This window comes from bacterium (assembly GCA_030247525.1).
Lineage (GTDB): Bacteria > Electryoneota > JAOADG01 > JAOADG01 > JAOADG01 > JAOTSC01.
Map to the genome: position 1 here is coordinate 1 of JAOTSC010000067.1, position 18,381 is coordinate 18,381.

General features: G+C 49.2%; 17 protein-coding genes and 1 riboswitch. All 17 genes read left to right on the plus strand.

Going from position 1 to position 18,381, the window contains the following annotated elements:
* Positions 1-1,238, plus strand: a 1,238-nt coding sequence (locus tag OEM52_07720) for a DUF1957 domain-containing protein (GenBank protein ID MDK9700015.1), incomplete at its 5' end; no start/stop codon positions are given.
* A 12-nt stretch (positions 1,239-1,250) separates the two neighbouring features.
* Positions 1,251-2,291: a DUF4931 domain-containing protein gene (locus tag OEM52_07725; protein ID MDK9700016.1), complete on the plus strand. Its 1,041-nt coding sequence runs from the start codon at positions 1,251-1,253 to the stop codon at positions 2,289-2,291.
* A 65-nt stretch (positions 2,292-2,356) separates the two neighbouring features.
* A complete protein-coding gene (gene trxA, locus OEM52_07730) occupies positions 2,357-2,671 on the plus strand; it encodes a thioredoxin (protein ID MDK9700017.1) in 315 nt (104 codons plus the stop codon).
* 50 nt (positions 2,672-2,721) lie between these two features.
* A riboswitch (FMN riboswitch) is annotated at positions 2,722-2,841 on the plus strand.
* A gap of 115 nt (positions 2,842-2,956) precedes the next feature.
* On the plus strand, positions 2,957-4,048 hold the full coding sequence (gene ribD / locus OEM52_07735) for a bifunctional diaminohydroxyphosphoribosylaminopyrimidine deaminase/5-amino-6-(5-phosphoribosylamino)uracil reductase RibD (protein ID MDK9700018.1): 1,092 nt from the start codon (positions 2,957-2,959) through the stop codon (positions 4,046-4,048).
* Between the two features lie 2 nt (positions 4,049-4,050).
* The gene (locus OEM52_07740; protein ID MDK9700019.1) at positions 4,051-4,644 is read left to right on the plus strand and encodes a riboflavin synthase; all 594 of its coding nucleotides are present in this window, start codon (positions 4,051-4,053) and stop codon (positions 4,642-4,644) included.
* A 54-nt stretch (positions 4,645-4,698) separates the two neighbouring features.
* Positions 4,699-5,913, plus strand: a complete 1,215-nt coding sequence (locus OEM52_07745; GenBank protein MDK9700020.1) for a bifunctional 3,4-dihydroxy-2-butanone-4-phosphate synthase/GTP cyclohydrolase II — start codon at positions 4,699-4,701, stop codon at positions 5,911-5,913.
* A 5-nt stretch (positions 5,914-5,918) separates the two neighbouring features.
* Positions 5,919-6,386 carry a 6,7-dimethyl-8-ribityllumazine synthase gene (ribH, locus tag OEM52_07750; protein ID MDK9700021.1) on the plus strand — a complete coding sequence of 156 codons (468 nt, stop codon included), beginning with the start codon at positions 5,919-5,921 and terminating at the stop codon, positions 6,384-6,386.
* 107 nt (positions 6,387-6,493) lie between these two features.
* On the plus strand, positions 6,494-8,785 hold the full coding sequence (locus OEM52_07755; protein MDK9700022.1) for a hypothetical protein: 2,292 nt from the start codon (positions 6,494-6,496) through the stop codon (positions 8,783-8,785).
* 36 nt (positions 8,786-8,821) lie between these two features.
* Positions 8,822-10,480 (plus strand): DNA repair protein RecN, encoded by a 1,659-nt coding sequence (locus OEM52_07760; GenBank protein MDK9700023.1) that lies wholly within the window; start codon positions 8,822-8,824, stop codon positions 10,478-10,480.
* A gap of 5 nt (positions 10,481-10,485) precedes the next feature.
* A complete protein-coding gene (gene murA, locus OEM52_07765; GenBank protein ID MDK9700024.1) occupies positions 10,486-11,742 on the plus strand; it encodes a UDP-N-acetylglucosamine 1-carboxyvinyltransferase in 1,257 nt (418 codons plus the stop codon).
* A 2-nt stretch (positions 11,743-11,744) separates the two neighbouring features.
* Complete coding sequence (locus tag OEM52_07770; protein ID MDK9700025.1) at positions 11,745-11,972, plus strand: hypothetical protein; 228 nt, start codon at positions 11,745-11,747, stop codon at positions 11,970-11,972.
* Positions 11,965-15,432 (plus strand): DNA polymerase III subunit alpha, encoded by a 3,468-nt coding sequence (gene dnaE, locus OEM52_07775; protein ID MDK9700026.1) that lies wholly within the window; start codon positions 11,965-11,967, stop codon positions 15,430-15,432. The genes OEM52_07770 and dnaE overlap by 8 nt, the downstream gene beginning before the upstream one ends.
* Entirely contained in the window at positions 15,429-15,881 is a 453-nt protein-coding gene (gene dtd, locus OEM52_07780; GenBank protein ID MDK9700027.1) for a D-aminoacyl-tRNA deacylase, read from the plus strand. Before dnaE ends, dtd begins: the two co-directional genes overlap by 4 nt.
* 90 nt (positions 15,882-15,971) lie before the next feature.
* Positions 15,972-16,541: a DUF151 domain-containing protein gene (locus OEM52_07785; GenBank protein MDK9700028.1), complete on the plus strand. Its 570-nt coding sequence runs from the start codon at positions 15,972-15,974 to the stop codon at positions 16,539-16,541.
* Positions 16,542-16,545: 4 nt separating this feature from the next.
* Complete coding sequence (locus tag OEM52_07790) at positions 16,546-16,845, plus strand: DUF1844 domain-containing protein (protein MDK9700029.1); 300 nt, start codon at positions 16,546-16,548, stop codon at positions 16,843-16,845.
* A gap of 21 nt (positions 16,846-16,866) precedes the next feature.
* The gene (locus OEM52_07795; protein MDK9700030.1) at positions 16,867-17,706 is read left to right on the plus strand and encodes a UbiA family prenyltransferase; all 840 of its coding nucleotides are present in this window, start codon (positions 16,867-16,869) and stop codon (positions 17,704-17,706) included.
* Positions 17,699-18,283, plus strand: coding sequence for a Maf family protein (locus tag OEM52_07800; GenBank protein ID MDK9700031.1), 585 nt, complete (start codon positions 17,699-17,701; stop codon positions 18,281-18,283). Before OEM52_07795 ends, OEM52_07800 begins: the two co-directional genes overlap by 8 nt.
* The last annotated feature ends 98 nt before the right edge of the window (positions 18,284-18,381 follow it).

Consider the following 18,381-nt stretch of genomic DNA (forward strand, 5'->3'; position numbering starts at 1 on the left):
ACCCATTGTTGGGAACGGACAATGCGATTCGCGCGCAATTGCGGGTAGGTGTCGAAACCTACAAACACCATTTCGGGCGTGAGCCACGAGGCATCTGGTTGCCGGAATGTGCGTACCGTCCCGGATACAAGTGGACACCACCGGTAGGTGAAGACAAAACGCCGCGTGACCGCCTTGGTGTCGAGGAGTTGTTGCAGGAAGTAGGATTACGGTACTTCATTGTCGACTCCCATTTGTTGGAAGGTGGAAAACCGATTGGGATGTATCTCGCCCGCTTTGAAGGATTGATGAAGTTGTGGGAACAATTCGAGCAGAGTCAACCGGCAGGCCCGGTGCCATTAGCCTCTCCCCATGAAATGCATTGGGTTGGTGACATCGACAACAAACATCCCGTAGGAGTGTTTACCCGGCTACCGAGCACATCACTCCAAGTTTGGTCAGGGGAATATGGCTATCCCGGCGATGGCAACTACCTCGATTTTCACAAAAAGCATTTTCCCGGTGGAAACCGCTATTGGCGGGTAACGAGCGCAAAAGCCGACCTCGGTGACAAACTACTGTACGAACCGAAAAAAGTCGACGGACGGTTAGATGAGAATGCCGACCATTTTGCCGAATTAGTGAAATCTACTCTGAAGAGCGCCGAAGCCAGTGGTATCGAAAATCCCATGATCTGCGCACCGTTCGATACCGAATTGTTTGGACACTGGTGGTTTGAGGGGATCCGCTGGATCGAGCGAGTGATTCGCAAATTGCAAAATACCAATGGTCAACCGGCGACCCTAAGCGATACCCAAGACCGGATGGTTGTTGCCAGCCGTATAACTTTACCGGAAGGGTCGTGGGGAGAAGGCGGATTCCATCACATCTGGTTGAATCAGGATACCGCTTGGACATGGGAGATCATCTACCAGTGCGAAGCGAAGATGCAGGAACTGACGGAAAAATACTCAAATGTGGAAAATCCCGAATTGCAGAAAGCACTGGCGCAGTTAGGTCGTGAGTTGTTGTTACTTGAATCTTCGGATTGGCAGTTTTTGATTTCAACAGTGTCTGCCCGGGATTACTCGGAAATGCGCTTCAATACGCACCATCGTGATTTTAACCGGATGGCGGAGATAGTCGAGTTACTTGCTGCAGGCAAGATTTTGGATGAAGATATCAGTTTACATTGGGAAGAAATCGCCGAACGGGATTCCTTGTTTGCTCATCTCAATCCAGCAGTTTGGTTGAAATAATAGGAGCTTGGCATGTCGGAACTACGTCACGATCCGATGCAGAAACGATGGATTATTATCGCATCGGAACGGATGGCACGTCCCCACGATTTTGTTCCCGATAAAGAAAAAATCGACGAGAAGGATTGGCAGTTTTGTCCGTTTTGTCCCGGTAACGAAGAACGGACGCCGCCGGAAATCTTTGCGGTACGACCGCCTGACTTGCCCGCCAACGGGCCCGGTTGGAACGTACGTGTCGTTCCCAATAAATTTCCCGCGCTGCAAATCGAAGGAAACCTCTCCCGCGAAGGAGTTGGATTATATGACAAACTTTCCGGTGTAGGCGCTCACGAAGTAATCATTGAGTCAACTTCTCATAGCGAGCACATGGCGGATATGAGTGTCGAGCGGGTTGCACAATTGGCAGAAATCTGGTCGAACCGGATCAGCGATTTGCGGCGTGACGCGCGTCTTCGGTATGCGATGTTGTTCCGAAACTTTGGCAGATCAGCCGGGGCGACCTTAAGTCATCCCCACTCGCAGATTATCGCAACTCCGGTAACTCCGAGAACGGTTTCAATGGAACTCGACGCCGCGAAAGAGCATTACGAACGGAAAGAACGTTGCCTCTATTGCGATATTCTGACGCAAGAGACAAGAGAAGGGGAACGCGTAATCGCCGATAATGGGGAGTTTGTTGCCCACTCGCCGTATGCTTCGCGCTTCCCGTTTGAAATTGCAATCGTGCCACGTCGTCACTCACACGACTTTACCGAAATGACGACATCCGAGCGGTTTTCCTTTGCCCGGATGTTGATCGATGTTCTGAAACGATTAAGGGTTGCATTAAACGATCCACCATATAACTTCCTGCTCCATACTGCGCCGAATACGATTGCACAAGAGCATCGCCGACAATACTGGAATACTTTGCGGATGGATTGGCATTGGCATGTCGAAATATTACCAAGACTAAATGCCGCCGCCGGATTTGAATGGGGATCAGGGATTCACATTAATCCGTTACCCCCGGAAATGGCAGCGGATTATCTCCGAAAAGCGAATATCTCGTAAAATTGTACTCAGCGGTTTTTCGCTCTACCTTTTTACGAATCAATTAGGGGATAAAGGAGTTTACAATGGCAGTTGAGTTTACCGACGCGAATTTCGATCAGGAAGTATTAAAAAGCGATTTACCGGTTGTGGTTGATTGCTGGGCGGCGTGGTGTGCACCGTGCCGGATGATTGCGCCGACCATCGAAGCATTGGCAGAGGAGTACAAGGGAAAAGTAAAAATCGGCAAACTCGATGTCGATTCGAATATGAACACCGCAATGAAGTACCAAATCAAATCGATTCCCACTTTGCTCTTTTTCAAGGGCGGTCGAGTCGTAAACTCTATGGTAGGCGCGCTTCCGAAGGAAACTTTGGTAAAGCACATCGAGAATTTGTAAATTAACATACACGCAGTAACCAATAAACAGGTTTTTGCGTAACACAGTTTTAGCGTCTTCGGGGATGGGTGCAATTCCCTATCGGCGGTATAGCCCGCGAGCGATTTCGATCGCATGAACCGGTGAAACTCCGGTGCCGACGGTCACAGTCCGGATGAAAGAAGATGCCAAATCCAACGCACGGAAGTACCGGAGCGTTGCGTTTGGGTATCGCATCTCAGTGGAAAAATCCCCGCAGCGCGCATATTGATATGGCTGCGGGTATTTTTTTATCGAAACGGCGGCATGAAACGAGTCACACCAGAAGAGTGGATTAGCGAAGCGTTGCGAATCGCACAACGCGGATTTGGGAAAGTTGGCCCGAATCCGATGGTTGGCGCGATTATCGTTAAAGACGACCGGCTGATCGCAAGCGGTGCCCACCAGAGATTTGGCGGACCACATGCCGAAGTGGTAGCTCTGAGGAAAGCGGGCGATAAGGCTCATGGCGCGACCCTCTACGTGACATTGGAACCGTGCTGCCACTTTGGAAAAACCCCCCCCTGTACCGATGCAATTTTAAAAGCTGGCATCGCAAAAGTTGTTTCGACCACCCGCGATCCCAATCCGTTAGTTTCCGGGAAGGGATTTTCGACACTTCGGAAAGCAGGAGTGGAAGTGGTCGAGGGAGTTAGCGAGACGGAAGCATTGGCTTTAAACCGGGCATACTTCAAACACGTTACCAGCGGTTTGCCTTATGTCATCGTGAAAATCGCCCAATCACTCGATGGGAAAATTGCGACATCGACGGGAAGCTCACAATGGATTACCGGTGAGAAGTCACGCAAATTCGTGCACCAGCTTCGTGCCTCGGTCGATGCCGTCATTGTCGGCATCGGCACAGTTCTCGCCGACGACCCGTTGCTGAATGTGCGGTTGGTCAGCGGTCATGATCCAGTACGAATCATTCTCGACAGTCATTTTCGGACTCCACCATCTGCAAACGTTTTTACCACAAAAGCCCCAGTGATGATTTGCGGGATTGCCGGAGCCGAACCTGCCCGACAAATCAAACTCAAGAAAGCCGGTGCGGAGATAATCGAACTGCCGGCTGCTGATGAGCGGGTAGGTTTACTGGATGTTTTGCGATTCGCCGCTTCGCAGGGAATCCACCGAATCCTTGTCGAAGGCGGGCGCGATATTGCCACCGCATTTCTCCGCAGCCGAATTGCCGATGAGCTGATAGTTGCAATTGCACCCAAGTTGATTGGCGCCGATGGGAGATCGGGTTTCGGTAACTTGGGCATCGAACAGATCGACGATGCGATTGGATTTGACCGGATTCATATTGAACGATTTGGCGACGATGTCCATTTACGACTACAGGTGAAACAATAACCATGTTTACCGGATTAATAGAAACGATTGGCACAGTGAAGAATTCCGTAAAGCGAAGCGGGAATCTTACACTCACGATTGCCACGCCGCTTGCGGCATCGTTGCGAATCGATCAATCGGTTGCGATTGATGGTGCCTGCCAAACCGTAATTGCGTGCGATGAACAGTCATTTCAAGTGATTGCTGTAACAGAGACTTTGGAACGTACCACATTAGGGAATTTGAAATCTGGTGTGACTGTTCATTTAGAACGAGCGATGGCTGTTGGCAGCCGATTCGATGGTCATATCGTACAAGGTCATATCGATGGAATTGCTACCGTTACCCGGATTGATCTACGGGAAGGTTCGCAATTGATCTGGTTGAAACCTCCAGTAGAATTTGCAAAGTACATCGTGGAAAAAGGATCAGTCGCTTTGTCGGGTGTAAGTTTCACCGTAGCGAAGAAGCATCGAACCGGTGAGTTTGCTATCTCGGTGATACCCCATACCCTAACCTATACAAATCTCACGGCGTGGCGAGCGGGAACGAAAGTGAATTTAGAGACCGATGTTATTGCGAAGTATGTCGAGTCGTTGTTTACGAAACAGACTTGAGGGTTGTCTGTATAGAACCGAAATTCTCGGTTCAATTGTAAGGGCGTAAGAAGCATGTTGGACAAAATTGAAGATGCGGTTGCCGATTTAGCCGCGGGAAAGTGCGTCATCGTTGTCGACGACGAAGAGCGGGAAAATGAAGGAGACTTTATCGCCGCTGCCGAAAAAATGACTCCCGAATTGATGAATATTTTCGTAAAGTATGGCCGTGGGTTAATCTGTGCACCGATGCACAAAACCTTTGCCGACCGTTTGAAACTGCCATTCATGGTCGAACCAGCGGCAAATAGCGCCTTGCATGGCACACCGTTTACTATTTCGGTCGATTTGATTCCAGGTTGCACAACCGGGATTTCGGTATACGATCGTTCAGCAACTGCTGTCGCTTTATCGAATCCGGAGACTCGAGTAGAAGACTTTGCTCGACCCGGACATGTGTTTCCGTTACGTGCCCATGAGGGCGGTGTGTTAAAGCGGGCAGGTCATACGGAAGCAACCGTTGATTTGGTTAGTATGGCGGGATTGCATCCAGTGGGCGTTCTTTGTGAAATCTTAGCCGACGATGGCACGATGGCGCGGCTTATTGAGTTAAAAGAACTTGCCAAAAAATTTGATCTCAAGATTGTAAGTGTTGCCGATTTGATCGAGTATCGTCAACGCACCGAGAAATTAATTCGCCGGGAAGTCGAAGTAAATTTGCCGACAAAATTTGGTAACTTTCGTTTGTTTCACTTTCGCTCGACCGTTGATGGATTAGATCACGTCGCAATTGTTAAGGGGAATGTCGAAACGACCGAACCAGTGCTTGTGCGAGTCCATAGCGAATGCTTAACCGGCGATGTTTTTGGCTCTGCGAGGTGTGATTGCGGGCCGCAATTGGAAGCCGCGCTCCGGCGAATTGAATTGGAAGGGCAAGGCGTTGTATTGTATATGCGTCAAGAAGGACGCGGTATTGGTCTCGGTCCCAAGCTAAAAGCGTACAAGTTGCAAGAGCAGGGACACGACACTGTCGAAGCGAATCGGTTGCTTGGCTTCGCCGATGATTTGCGCGATTATGGTATCGGAGCGCAAATTTTATACGATTTGGGGATACGCAAGATTCGCCTGATGACGAACAATCCTCGGAAAATTGTCGGTCTTCACGGTTACGGATTGGAAGTAGTCGAACGAGTCCCAATCGAAATCGTACCAAATGCATCGAATCTTTATTATCTCCAGACGAAACGCGATGAATTAGGTCATATGATCCTCACGGAAGAAAAGGACTGAGCTTGATGAATGTGATTGAAGGTAAGTACGTTGGCGAGAAGAAATCGTTTACAATTGTCGCTTCCCGTTTCAACGAATTTATCGTTGCCCGTTTGATCGAAGGGGCAGTGGATTGCCTTACTCGTCACGGTGTAACGGACGATGCAATCGAGTTAGTTCGTGTTCCCGGCGCATGGGAAATCCCCGGGGCAGCCAATGCGGTGTTAGGCCGTAAAAAGCTGCCTCATGCTGTGATTTGCCTCGGTGCCGTGATTCGTGGAGAGACCCCGCATTTCGACTTTGTCGCCGCGGAAGTCTCCAAAGGAATCGCCCAACTTGGATTGCATCATTCAATACCTGTGGTGTATGGGGTTGTTACTGCCGACAGCGTCGATCAAGCCATTGATCGAGCCGGTTCAAAGCAAGGCAATCGCGGCTGGGATGCTGCGCTTTCCGCCTTGGAACTTAGTGATCTGTATTCGCGCCTCAAGTAGTTGATTGCGCGAAGCAAACTTCGCTATCACCGTTCCGCGGCACGCCGAAACCCTTTGAACGGTTCCTGTTATTCATGGTCGCTCGCGAATCGTCACGAGGGTTAAATATGCGTTCCATTTTTGTCACGTTGCTTATTGTTGTTTCTGCTTTCGGATATAGTTGGCAAAACATTACCTCCGGCAATCGTCCATTTTTCAACGGAAATATCCGTTGGAATAATAACCCAATGGTTGCTTCCCGCGATACGCTGTTTGCTGCAACTCTGGGTGGGCTATTTTATCGGACACCACATCACGATAGAATGTGGACAGTGTCCGATGGGTATCTATCCACAAATAAGTTGTCGGCAATAACTACCGCTTCGGATGGTGGAGTGTGGGTAGGGGCAGTAGATGCCTCGATAACTCATATCAATCCGATGACCGGAAATGGGGAGCGAATCACTCTCCTACAAAATGAACCGGACATTTTTGAAATTCAGTTACTGCGGGAATTCAACCGGGTGCTCTTTGTCTCAACAGCTGCCGGAATTACTCGCGTTAGTTATCACCAGTCGCTGCAACGTTGGGTTATCGATGCAACGTATCGTGATTTCGGGACAGTTGGGCGATTGCCGGTTGTTTATGATATTCGGTTGTTTCGTGATACGCTTTGGGTTGCTACCAATCGAGGCTTAGCGTATGCCAATTGGAACGATCCATTGTTGCAGTCTCCCAGTGCATGGTCGACAATTTCGGAATTAAACAATCGGGAAGTATACGATTGTATTTCATATCAAGATGGTTTAGCGGTAGCCACCAGCAATGGCTGCTATACGTTGTCGGGAACAACCGTTTCACAACGCCGTTCTGGTTGGATACATCATATCGCTGTTTACAACGATAGCCTGATTTTCTGCGCTTCAAATGGAATACAACGAGTTGCGGATAACACGATAATTGGAAGTGATTCTACTTCTTTCTCTTTCTTTTCAGCTTCCGGGGCAAACCTGTTTACATATTTTGCCGAGACCGATTCTACGTATGGCAAGTATGCGACCTATGATGCGAATTCTGATCAATGGATTGCAAGCAGTGCTCAAACAGCATTGTATCCCAATTTAACCGGTGCGGTTCGGTTGCCGAATGGCGGTTTAGCGCTGATGGCGGGTGGCGAACGAACACGCGGGGTTTACATCTTCCAAGAAAACCGCTGGGAGTATCGAACACGCATGACTTCCCCGCCGCAATACTCCTTCTTTTTTGTACAAGATCCAAACGTTATTGCTTGCGATGCCGCAGGTAACATCTGGGAAGGTACTAACGGTGGCGGGTTAGCGATATTTTATCCTGATTCAATGCAGCACTTTGATCATACCGCTGCTACTGGAGCACATCTTCGCGAGTATGACAACAACCGGCAACCAGTAGTTTCGGCAATTAGCTTCTTATCAAATGGTAGAGTAATCGTTTTAAACTATGATCCGGTAGATGATGCTCCATTAGTAGTATTACCGGAAGGTGCAGGTATGTTCCCCGGTTGGGAAAATGGTACTTGGCGGAGAATCGGTCTTGCAGACGGTATGCCAGGCAGTAAAATGAACCGGATGGTGATAGATCCCTGGGATCGAGTTTGGATGGGGAGTAGCTATGCAGGAACCCAACGGTTAGTAGTTTACGATTTCCGGGGAACAATCGATACATATAGTGACGATGCGATCAATAGTTTTGGCGAGGAGTCGGGACTTCCGGAAGATTTGACAATCTCAGCAATGGCAATCGGCGCCGACGCTGTACTTTATTTAGCGACGACATTTGGTCTGTATTATGGACGTATTACCGAGGATCCAGCAGGGATGAGGTTCTATCCGCTTTCAGTACCAATATCGAATATTGTGGTGTCTCTGGCAGCTGATGCGACAGGACAAATCTGGGTAGGGACCGACCACGGGTTAGCATTACTTTCTGCTGATGGGCAAACTTGGTTGGAATCGTTTACCAAAACATCGGAACTCGAAACAACCGGATTGTCGACTGACTATATCGGATCGATGAGTTTTTCGCCGCGTAGTGGTGAACTGTTTATCGTAAATGAAGGCGGTATTGCCGTTCTTAGCACTCCATTCCGGCAGTACGGGACCTCCATCGGAAAAATCGAGCCAGCGCCGAATCCATTTCGTAACGACGGACAAAATCATTTGAAATTTGGTGACAATGGTTTGGTGGCAAATGCAGAAGTCAGATTGTTCACTGTTTCCGGATTGCTGGTACGGAAACTCACTTTTGTCGAAGCTGCCGGTATCGGATGGGACGGCAAAAACGAAGAAGGTGAGCGCGTCGCCAGTGGTGTCTACTACATCGTAGTTACGTCTCCCGATGGAAAGAATTCACTGGGCAAAGTAGCAGTAATCCGTCCGTAAAGATAACCACGATATTGATTTTTACTTTTTAGAACCATGCTGAAATCGTTCACAATCTCGAACTTGTTTCTTATCGATTATCTCGAAATCGAGATCGTCGGCGGCTTTGTTGCGGTGACGGGTGAGTCAGGTGCGGGAAAATCAATGATTATCCGGGCACTCACATTGCTCGCAGGCACCCGGGGGAATGGAGCATGGGTACGCGATGGTTGCGACAAAGGATTTGTCGAAGTCAAGTTTACACCGCCTCCATCGATCTGTGACAAGCTGAAACAACTGACAAGCGAATCGGGGGAAGAGTGGATACTCCGCCGTGAAATCCGTTCCGATGGAAAATCACGTTCGTTTATCAACGACAGTCCTGTAACCCTTACCGAGTTATCGGAGGCATCGACATTTCTGCTCAGTTTTTCATTACAAGAAGATGTCGGTGCATTTCGCATGGCTGCCCGCCAACTATCGTTTATCGATGAATTTGCTAAAACGGATTCGGAGCGAAACCAAGTCGAACAACTGTATTTGGAATGGAAAACTTTGTACCAAGCATTGCACGAATTGTCGAATAAATCAGAGCAATCGGCAATTCAAAGCGAGTGGTTGCAGCGTGAGTATAAAGAGTTAAACGCATTAGCATACGAAGCGGGAGAGCAGGAGCATTTGCGAGAGGAACGCGACCGTTTGCGGCATTTGGAAACGATTCGCAGTTCCTATCAGAATGTGGTCGATACGCTCGATGGTGAGTTTGGTTCGGTCACCCAAAAATTGAATGGGGTTTGCGGTTCCTTACGTAATGCGCAAAAATGGGATCCTCGAGCTGGTGAGTTTCTCGAACGAGTAGAATCGACAAATATTGAGTTGCGGGAATTCATTAATGAAGTCACTCGTCAACTCGAATCGTTTGATTTGGAACCGGCATGTCTCGAGCAGATAGAAGTTCGGTTACAGGCGATTGCCGATTGTGAGCGGAAATGGCACATCACCGCGGATGCAATTCCTCAACGAGTGCAAAAGTTGCAACAATCGTTAGTTGATTCGCATACCCTTGATGAGCAAATCCAAAACTATCGGGTGGAAGTCGAGCAATTACGCAAGAGTTATCAAACATCTGCACTGACGCTCTCGAGGAAACGCCGTTCGGTTGAGACTGATATTGTCGTTGCGGTTAAACGCGAATTACCATTTTTGGGTATAGTCAATCCACAATTCTCTATACAGTGGAGCGAACGCAGCGAACCTTCAGAGCTGGGTATCGACGAAGTATCATTCCGTTTTTCGGCGAATCCCGATCATCCGCCGCTTCCACTGGAGAGTACCATTTCCGGCGGCGAGCTGGCACGCTTGGAGTTGGTATTGTTAGGACTTGCCGATAGTGTCGATCCCACCGTGTTGTTACTGGATGAAATCGACCGCGGTGTTTCGGGTCGCATCGCTTCGGCGATAGGAAAGACTTTGCGTAAACTTAGCTCGAATCGCACCGTCTTTATGGTCACTCATCTTCCACAGGTAGCTGCAGCTGCCCACACCCAAATAGCAATCCGCAAAACCGTAAGCGGTTCCCGCACCTCAATCGAAGCGGTAATACTGACCGCTGCGGAACGGATTGATGAAATTGCCGCTATGCTCAGTGGCAGCGAAACTGGACAAGGTGCAATTGCCGGTGCCCGCGAGTTGTTAGCGGAGTACTCGAAAGGATAATTGCCATGGATCGTTTTATCATAGAAGGCGGACGGTTACTTACTGGCGAAATTCAAGTCTCCGGTGCAAAAAACGCTGCACTACCGCTTATGTCGGCCGCACTCCTCGCTGACGGCGAATATCTTTTTGAGAATATGCCGAATTTGCGTGATACTCGTACGATGCTCCGGTTGTTGAACGATTTAGGGGCAGTAGGAGCCATAGAAAACAACAAGTGTGTTTTACGGGTCACTCCTTCAAATACTCGAACTGCCTACTATGACTTGGTCAAAACGATGCGAGCATCATTCTATGTTTTAGGACCCTTGCTTGCCCGGTACGGTGAAGCTCGCGTTTCTCTGCCCGGCGGTTGCGCATGGGGTCCGCGTCCGGTCGATCAGCACCTCAAAGGATTAACGAAACTTGGTGCTCAGATCGACATCGATGCCGGTTACGTTGTAGCTAAAGCTGAAAAGTTAGTAGGGACTGAAATCATTTTTGAAGTTTCATCGGTTGGCGCGACAGGTAATGTCTTGATGGCTGCTATTCGTGCCGAAGGTACTACCATTCTCGAGAATTGCGCTCGCGAACCGGAAATTGTCCAACTCTGCGAGATGCTGGTAGCGATGGGCGCGCAGATAGAGGGTATTGGACAATCGCGATTAACCATTCACGGCGTCTCCGAATTGCATCCGGTAGCAATCAAAGTGATTCCTGACCGGATTGAAGCTGGTACCTATTTGATTGCTGCTGCGATAACCGGGAGCAAACTCCGAGTTGCCAATTGTTATGGATCCGACTTGGGTATTGTATTGGATAAACTGCGGGAAGCTGGTTGTGTTACTGAAATTGGCCAAAATGTTGTGGATATCGAACGAACTGGGTCGTTGCACGCTGTCGACATCAAAACAGCGCCTTATCCCGGTTTTCCGACTGATTTACAGGCACAATGGATCGCTTTAATGACGCAAGCCGATGGAGATAGCCGGGTAACTGAAACGATATACTTCGACCGCTTTACCCACATCGCTGAGCTGCAACGACTGGGAGCTGAGATAAATCTGGATGGAAATGTTGCAGTTGTCGCTGGCGGTTGTAAATTAAAGGGAGCACCGGTGATGTCAACTGACATCCGTGCCTCCTCATCATTGGTGTTAGCCGGACTGGCTGCTACCGGAACGACAAGTGTGTCGCGGATTTATCATTTAGATCGTGGCTACGAGCAATTAGAAGTGAAATTGATGGCTGCCGGAGCGAGTATTCGGCGTGAGCGGGAAGACTGAGTATGGCGAAACAGATGCATTACATTCGTCGCCGAATTCGCCGATGGTTTCGCGATGCCAGATACCGCGATCAACGAAGATTTTCGTTAGTTTCGGTAACAGTAGTCCTTATTGGCTTTTTTGTGACTGCCATCTTTTTGATGATTGATGAGATCATCTGGTTCTCGCTGGCAGCCCTCGCATTAGTGGGAATCGTATTACTAATTGTTCGCGCAATCATCAATGAGTAGTCATCCGTTTGTTCACCTGCGCGTTCGAAGCGAATACAGTATTCTTGCTGGTGTTCCCGCCATATCCGAATTGTTAACTGCGGCGATTGGTCACGGTTACGAAACACTTGCCTTGACTGATTATGGTGTTATGTTCGGGGCCATTGAATTTCAAGAGCAGTGTAAGAAGCGCAAAGTAAAGCCGATTCATGGCATTGAGCTGCAACTGGAACGGGAGCGGGGCGATGGCAAAGCGAGCGTACTCGTTTTTCCAGTGAACCAAACCGGTTATCAAAATCTCTGCCGTTTAATCGCAAAACACTTTCAGTCTCCTCAGAGTTATCCGCCAACTATCGTTCATCGAAACGACCTCTTTGCGATTGCTAATGATATCATCGTCCTCTCCGGCTTTTCCGAAAGCGAAATCGCGCATCATTTAATGAGGCACGACGAAGCTGGTGCCGAGCGGTTGGTATGCGAATGGAAAGAAGCCTTTGGCGACCGCTTCTATTTGGAATTGCAGGATGTCCGAGCGGAAAGCTCCGAAGAGCTGATTACTGGATTCGAGCGGTTGGCGCAGCGTTGTAGTGTTCCCGTCACGATAAGTAATGCAGTCAAATATGTCGGCCGCGACGATGCGATTACGTTTGACCTACTGCAGGCAATTGGTGAGCGGATGTTGCTCTCGCAGTTTCAGGAAATCCATGGAACCGAGTGCGGTGAAGCATATCTCAAATCACCGGATGAGATGTACGAGCGTTTTCGTGGGCGGGAAACTGCATTAGAGCGCACTGTCGAGATTGCCGAACGAATCGAATTCAAAGTACCTACCGGGCAAGTGCAGATTCCCCGCTTTCCGATTCCGGATGATGCCGGTACGAACGATATCGACGAGTACTTTACAAAGCTTGCATGGGAAGGTCTGCGAAGCCGGATACCGGAAATCAACAATACATATCGCGAGCGGTTGGAGTACGAACTCGACATCGTTAAACGTACTCATTTCAGCGGTTATTATCTCATTGTTGCCGACTTTATCACTGAAGCTCGCAAACGCGGTGTACCGGTTGGTCCCGGTCGCGGTTCAGTTGCTGGTTCGCTCGCTGCGTATGCCTTTCACATCACTCACCTCGACCCCCTCGAACACGATTTGATTTTTGAACGTTTCCTGAATCCCGAACGAATTTCTGCGCCGGACATGGATATCGACTTTGCCGACGATCAGAGAAACATCGTGATCGATTATGTGCGCGAGCGCTATGGCGCTGGCGCCGTTAGTCAAATAGCGACGTTTGGCTCGCTAAAGGCAAAGGGGGCAATCCGCGATACCGGAAGAGTGTTAGGCATTAATCTCGCCGATGTCGAGCGGTTGGCGAATGCATTCGGCAGAATCAAGCCACCACCGGATACCGACTATTTCAGCATTGCTGATGCGATAAAATTCGATGCCGATTTTCGAAAAATCGTCGAATCGAATTCGGTCTATACGCAACTCATCGAATATGCCGGGAAGCTCGAAAACAAATTGCGAAATGTTGGTACTCATGCCGCTGGTGTTGTCATCGCGCCGGGCGATTTGAGTGAGTATTTGCCGTTGTACCGCATTTCCGGCGGAGAACTAATATCCCAATACGATAAAGATGTCATTGAAAAAGCCGGCTTCCTGAAAATGGATATGCTCGGTTTAACGATGCTCTCCACGGTACGGGAAACTGTCGGTTATGTCGAACGGAATCCGAAGTACGCTTCGTATTTGAACACCGATGGGAAATTTGAGATCGATGCGATTCCTTTGGAAGATGAGAAAACGCTTGAACTTTTCGGTAAGGGGATCACAGTTGGTGTTTTCCAATTTGAATCGTCAGGGATGCAACGTTCGCTCATTCAATTGAAGCCGAGCCGGTTGGGCGATTTGATCGCAATGAATGCATTGTACCGTCCCGGTCCGATGCAGCGGATTCCCGACTTTATTGCCTGTAAGCAAGGCAAACAGAAGATTAAGTACATCCATAAATCGCTGGAGCCGATTCTTAAGGACACCTACGGCGTAATTGTTTATCAGGAACAGGTGATGCTTATCGCTCGGGAAGTCGGCGGCTTCTCGATGTCGAAAGCAGACACGCTGCGGAAAGCGATGGGGAAGAAGGATGCGCATTTGTTGGAGACATTGCATCCAGAATTCATCAATGGCGCACTTGAGAAGGGCTTGTCGAAGAAACAAGCTGATGAACTGTACGACCAAATCCTCAAATTCTCGAATTACGGATTTAATAAATCGCACAGCGCCGGTTACTCGTATCTCGCATATCAGACCGGTTACCTAAAGGCGCATTTCCCCAGTGAGTTTCTCGCGGCGTCGATGACGGCGAACATGGGAAAACCCGACCGGGTATTGAAACTAATGGACGAAGCGCGGCGGATGAACATTCAAATTCTACCGCCTGACGTAAATCACTCGATGTTATCGTTTGAACCGGTACCGGAAGGGATTCGCTTCGGATTGGCTGCGATAAAAAATGTCGGCGAAGGGGCCGTCAAAGAGATTCTACGACAGCGGAACGAAGGAGGAGTGTTTACCAGTCTGCACGAGTTTGCAAAGCGGATCGATACCCATGTTTGCAATAGAAGAGTGCTGGAAGCGTTGGTAAACAGTGGCGCTTGCGATGCGTTCGGCGAGCGGGGACAATTATTTTCATCAATACCCGATGCGATTGAGTTTGCTTCGATTCATTCAAAATACTCGAGCAGTGACGCTTCGTTGTTTGGCGAATCGGGAACCAGTACGATTGCTGTTCCGATGCTCAGGGCTTCGCCGCCGATGCCGAAGCGGGAAAAGTTATTGCTTGAGAAGTCGCTCATTGGATATTATATCAGCGGTCACCCGCTTGATGAGTACAGTTCCGAAATCGCGGAGCTCCATACCGTTTCGTTGGGAGAAGCGGAAGAGTGGACGGAGCAACCACGGACGGTTCGTATTGCCTGTGTGTTGAGTAGTATCCAACGCAAGACCACCAAAGATGGGAAGCAGTGGGCTATCGGTAAGATCGAGGACTTTACTGGTTCCTGTGAAATCATGGTATATAATGACGCACTATCGCGATACCAAAGCATACTTGAGTCGCAAGCGCTGTTGTTGATTGAAGGGCAAGCCGCGCGTCGTGATGAAGAGGAAGCGCCGCGCATCACGTTACGGTCGGCAGTTCCAATGGATCAAGCGTTGAATCTCCATGCCAATGCCGTCATTTTGCGGTTGACACCGGATAAGTGGAATGAAGCGTGGCTTGAGCGTTTCGTCCGGATTTTAGAAGAGTATCCCGGCAACACCGATTTGCAAATTATCTTGGATCGCGGCGATGGTAAGCCATTGCATACCCGTCCTAATACGAAACGGTTGAATCTGAATCGAGATAGTCTGCGGCTGTTGCGCAAAGCAGTTGGGGAAGAGTACGTCCAGATTATCCAAAACCGGTCTGCGGTATGAAAGCGGTTCTCCAGCGGGTGACTGCTGCAGAAGTGCAAGTCGATCACAAAGTGATTGCCCGTATCGCTTCCGGGGTTTTGTGTTATATATCCTATGCAGCGAACGACCGGTTGGATACAATGGTGTGGATGGCGCGAAAAATCGCCGATTTACGATTGTTTACCTCAGAAGGTGGAGAAGATAAATTCGACCGTTCACTCAAAGAGATAGCGGGTGAGTTGCTGGTTGTATCGAACTTCACCCTCCATGCCGACTCCCGGAAAGGACGGCGACCAGATTTTGTGGATGCTGCTCCGCCTGCCATTGCACGGAATATGCACATCCGCTTTCTTGAAGTATTGAAGGAATACGGTATTGTTGTGCACGATGGCGAATTCGGTGCACACATGTTGGTGTCCAGTGTGAACGACGGACCAGTTACTATCCTCTTGGAGCGAGACGAAAAGTAACGAATCTCTTGATGTCAAACCGCTCCGGGCTTGCGCATCGCGTTGCGTGAGCCCATTTTATTGGAAAGGGAGGACGTTACCGTGCAAATCATGGACGTTGCGGGGATCTCGCTATTTCCCCCGTTCCAAGGGTACGGCATCATCTTGAAGGAACGGAAACCGGAAGGGCGTTGGTTCCCAATATTTATCGGACCAGCGGAAGCGCAGACGATTTCGACATTATTGCGCGGCCAAAAATACGAACGACCGATGACCTACGATATGTTTCAATCGATCATTGTCGCAGCGTCGGTATCAGTATTGAAAGTCTCGATAATCGAACTAAAGAACAATACGTTTTTTGCCGAAATCGATTTGCAATGCGGCGACGATGTGAAGACCATCGACGCTCGCCCATCCGATGCAATCGCATTAGCGCTGAAAACCGGAGCACCGATTTATGTCGCTAAGAAAATTCTGGACGAAACCGGATTTACGGGTGAAATCGGGGAACCACCGGAAAAACCAAGCAATTTACTTACTGATGAGGATGAGACCGACGTTACCCGGCTACAGGTGAAATTGGAAGAATTGGTAACGCAAGAGCGGTACGAAGAGGCAGCGGTACTACGCGACCGCATTCGCGAATTAACTAAGCAAGAGCAAACCGAGCAAGGTTGACGAAATGGACAAGGATACATCTTACTTCTTTACGCTGGTATACCAATTCAGTGAGATGGCGATGATCGGGATGGGGAAACTGCCCGGACCTGATGGAAAAGTTGGGCCGGTGCAACTGGAAGCAGCACGCTTTGCAATCGACGTGTTGGAGATGCTGGATCGAAAAACCAAAGGGAATCGCACCGACGACGAAGAGCGGTTTCTCCAGCAGACGCTTACCAACTTGCGATTGAATTTCGTTGATGAGGCGAATCGAGTAGCGGCAGCACCTTCGCCGGTGGAAGAGACGACTACACAAGCGTAGTCGCCTTATCAGTTAGGAACTATGCTTGCCTATCTGCAACTGTTTCGTATTGGGAACGCGCTCATTGCGGCAATCGCTGTAGTGATTTGCGGTTGGCTGGTTGTCCCGTTTTGGCAGTCGATTGAGTTGATTTGTGCGGCAATCGCGGCATTTTTCATCACGGCAGGTGCGAATGCGGCGAACGATGCTAATGACGTAGTGGCCGACCGAATCAATCACCCGAAACGTCCATTAGTGACCGGAAAGATTCAAACCAAACATGCCCGGCAACTCGCATTTTCTTTTACGATTTTTGGAATTGGGGCTGGATTCTTGTTACCACCACCAATTTTCCTGTTACCGATTCTGGTAGTGTTGTTACTTTGGCGATACAACAGTAGTTGGAAACGACGAGCTTGGATCGGAAATTTCACGATTGCGCTTTGTGGTGCGCTCACGCCGATTTTGGGTGCTTGGGTGGTCGGTGATGTTCGAGCGGGAATTCTTCCAGCACTGTTAGTAGGCTTCGCGTTTTTCGCCCGCGAACTGGCAAAAGATATCCAGGATCTACCCGGTGATCTTGTTGCCCACTACAAGACCGCGGTGATTCAATATGGGTACCAACCAGTAAAATCGGTTATTCGGTTTTCGGTATTGGGTTTATTGGCAACATTGGCAGCTCTTCTAACACTGGAGCCTTTCCAGAACCTGATGAGCCAAGCACTTATCGCTTTTGTGATCGGAATCGCAATAAACCGGTATATTATGGTTTCGCGATTGAAAACGAGTGAACCGGAGCAATGGGCGAGAGTTAGTGGTTGGTTTAAAGAGATTCTAATCCTTGGTTTATTGGTGTTAAGTACGGGACATATTCGTGGTTGAGCCGAACATTCTTCTGGCAAGTGGCTCACCCCGCCGGGCTGAATTACTGACACGGATTGGTATAAAGCATCGGGTATTTGTTCCAGATATCGACGAATCGATTAGACTCGGGGAAACAATCGAGGAGTATGTTGTTCGGCTCGCCCGCGAGAAAGCCGACGCCGGAGTAAGAACCGCTGATCCGGGAACCACTGTTATCGCTGCCGACACGGCGGTTGTTATACACGGTACTTGGTTAGGAAAACCGGAAAATCGTGACGAAGCAAAGCGGATGTTGCGAATGCTATCGGGGAATACTCACGAGGTGTGGACAGGCGTTTCTATTGCAATTGTTGGCGGGGAGCGGATCGATTTCCATGATATCAGCCGAGTAACCTTTGTCGAAATGGACGACGTGGAAATCGATAAGTATGTCGAAACCGGCGAACCGCTCGATAAAGCAGGTGCTTATGGCGTACAGGCGATGGGCGCTCGCTATGTGCAACGAATCGAAGGGTGTTTTTTTAACGTGATGGGATTGCCCATCGCAAAAGTTTATGCAGGAATAAAAAAGCTTGGAGCTCTCAAACGACCGTAAGCAACTCTCGCTTTTTTCAGAGGAACCGGGCGAAACCGCACCGGTTAAGCTTGCCTTCGAGAAAACTCTCAAAGTCGAATTGGTAGAGATTCTCCCTT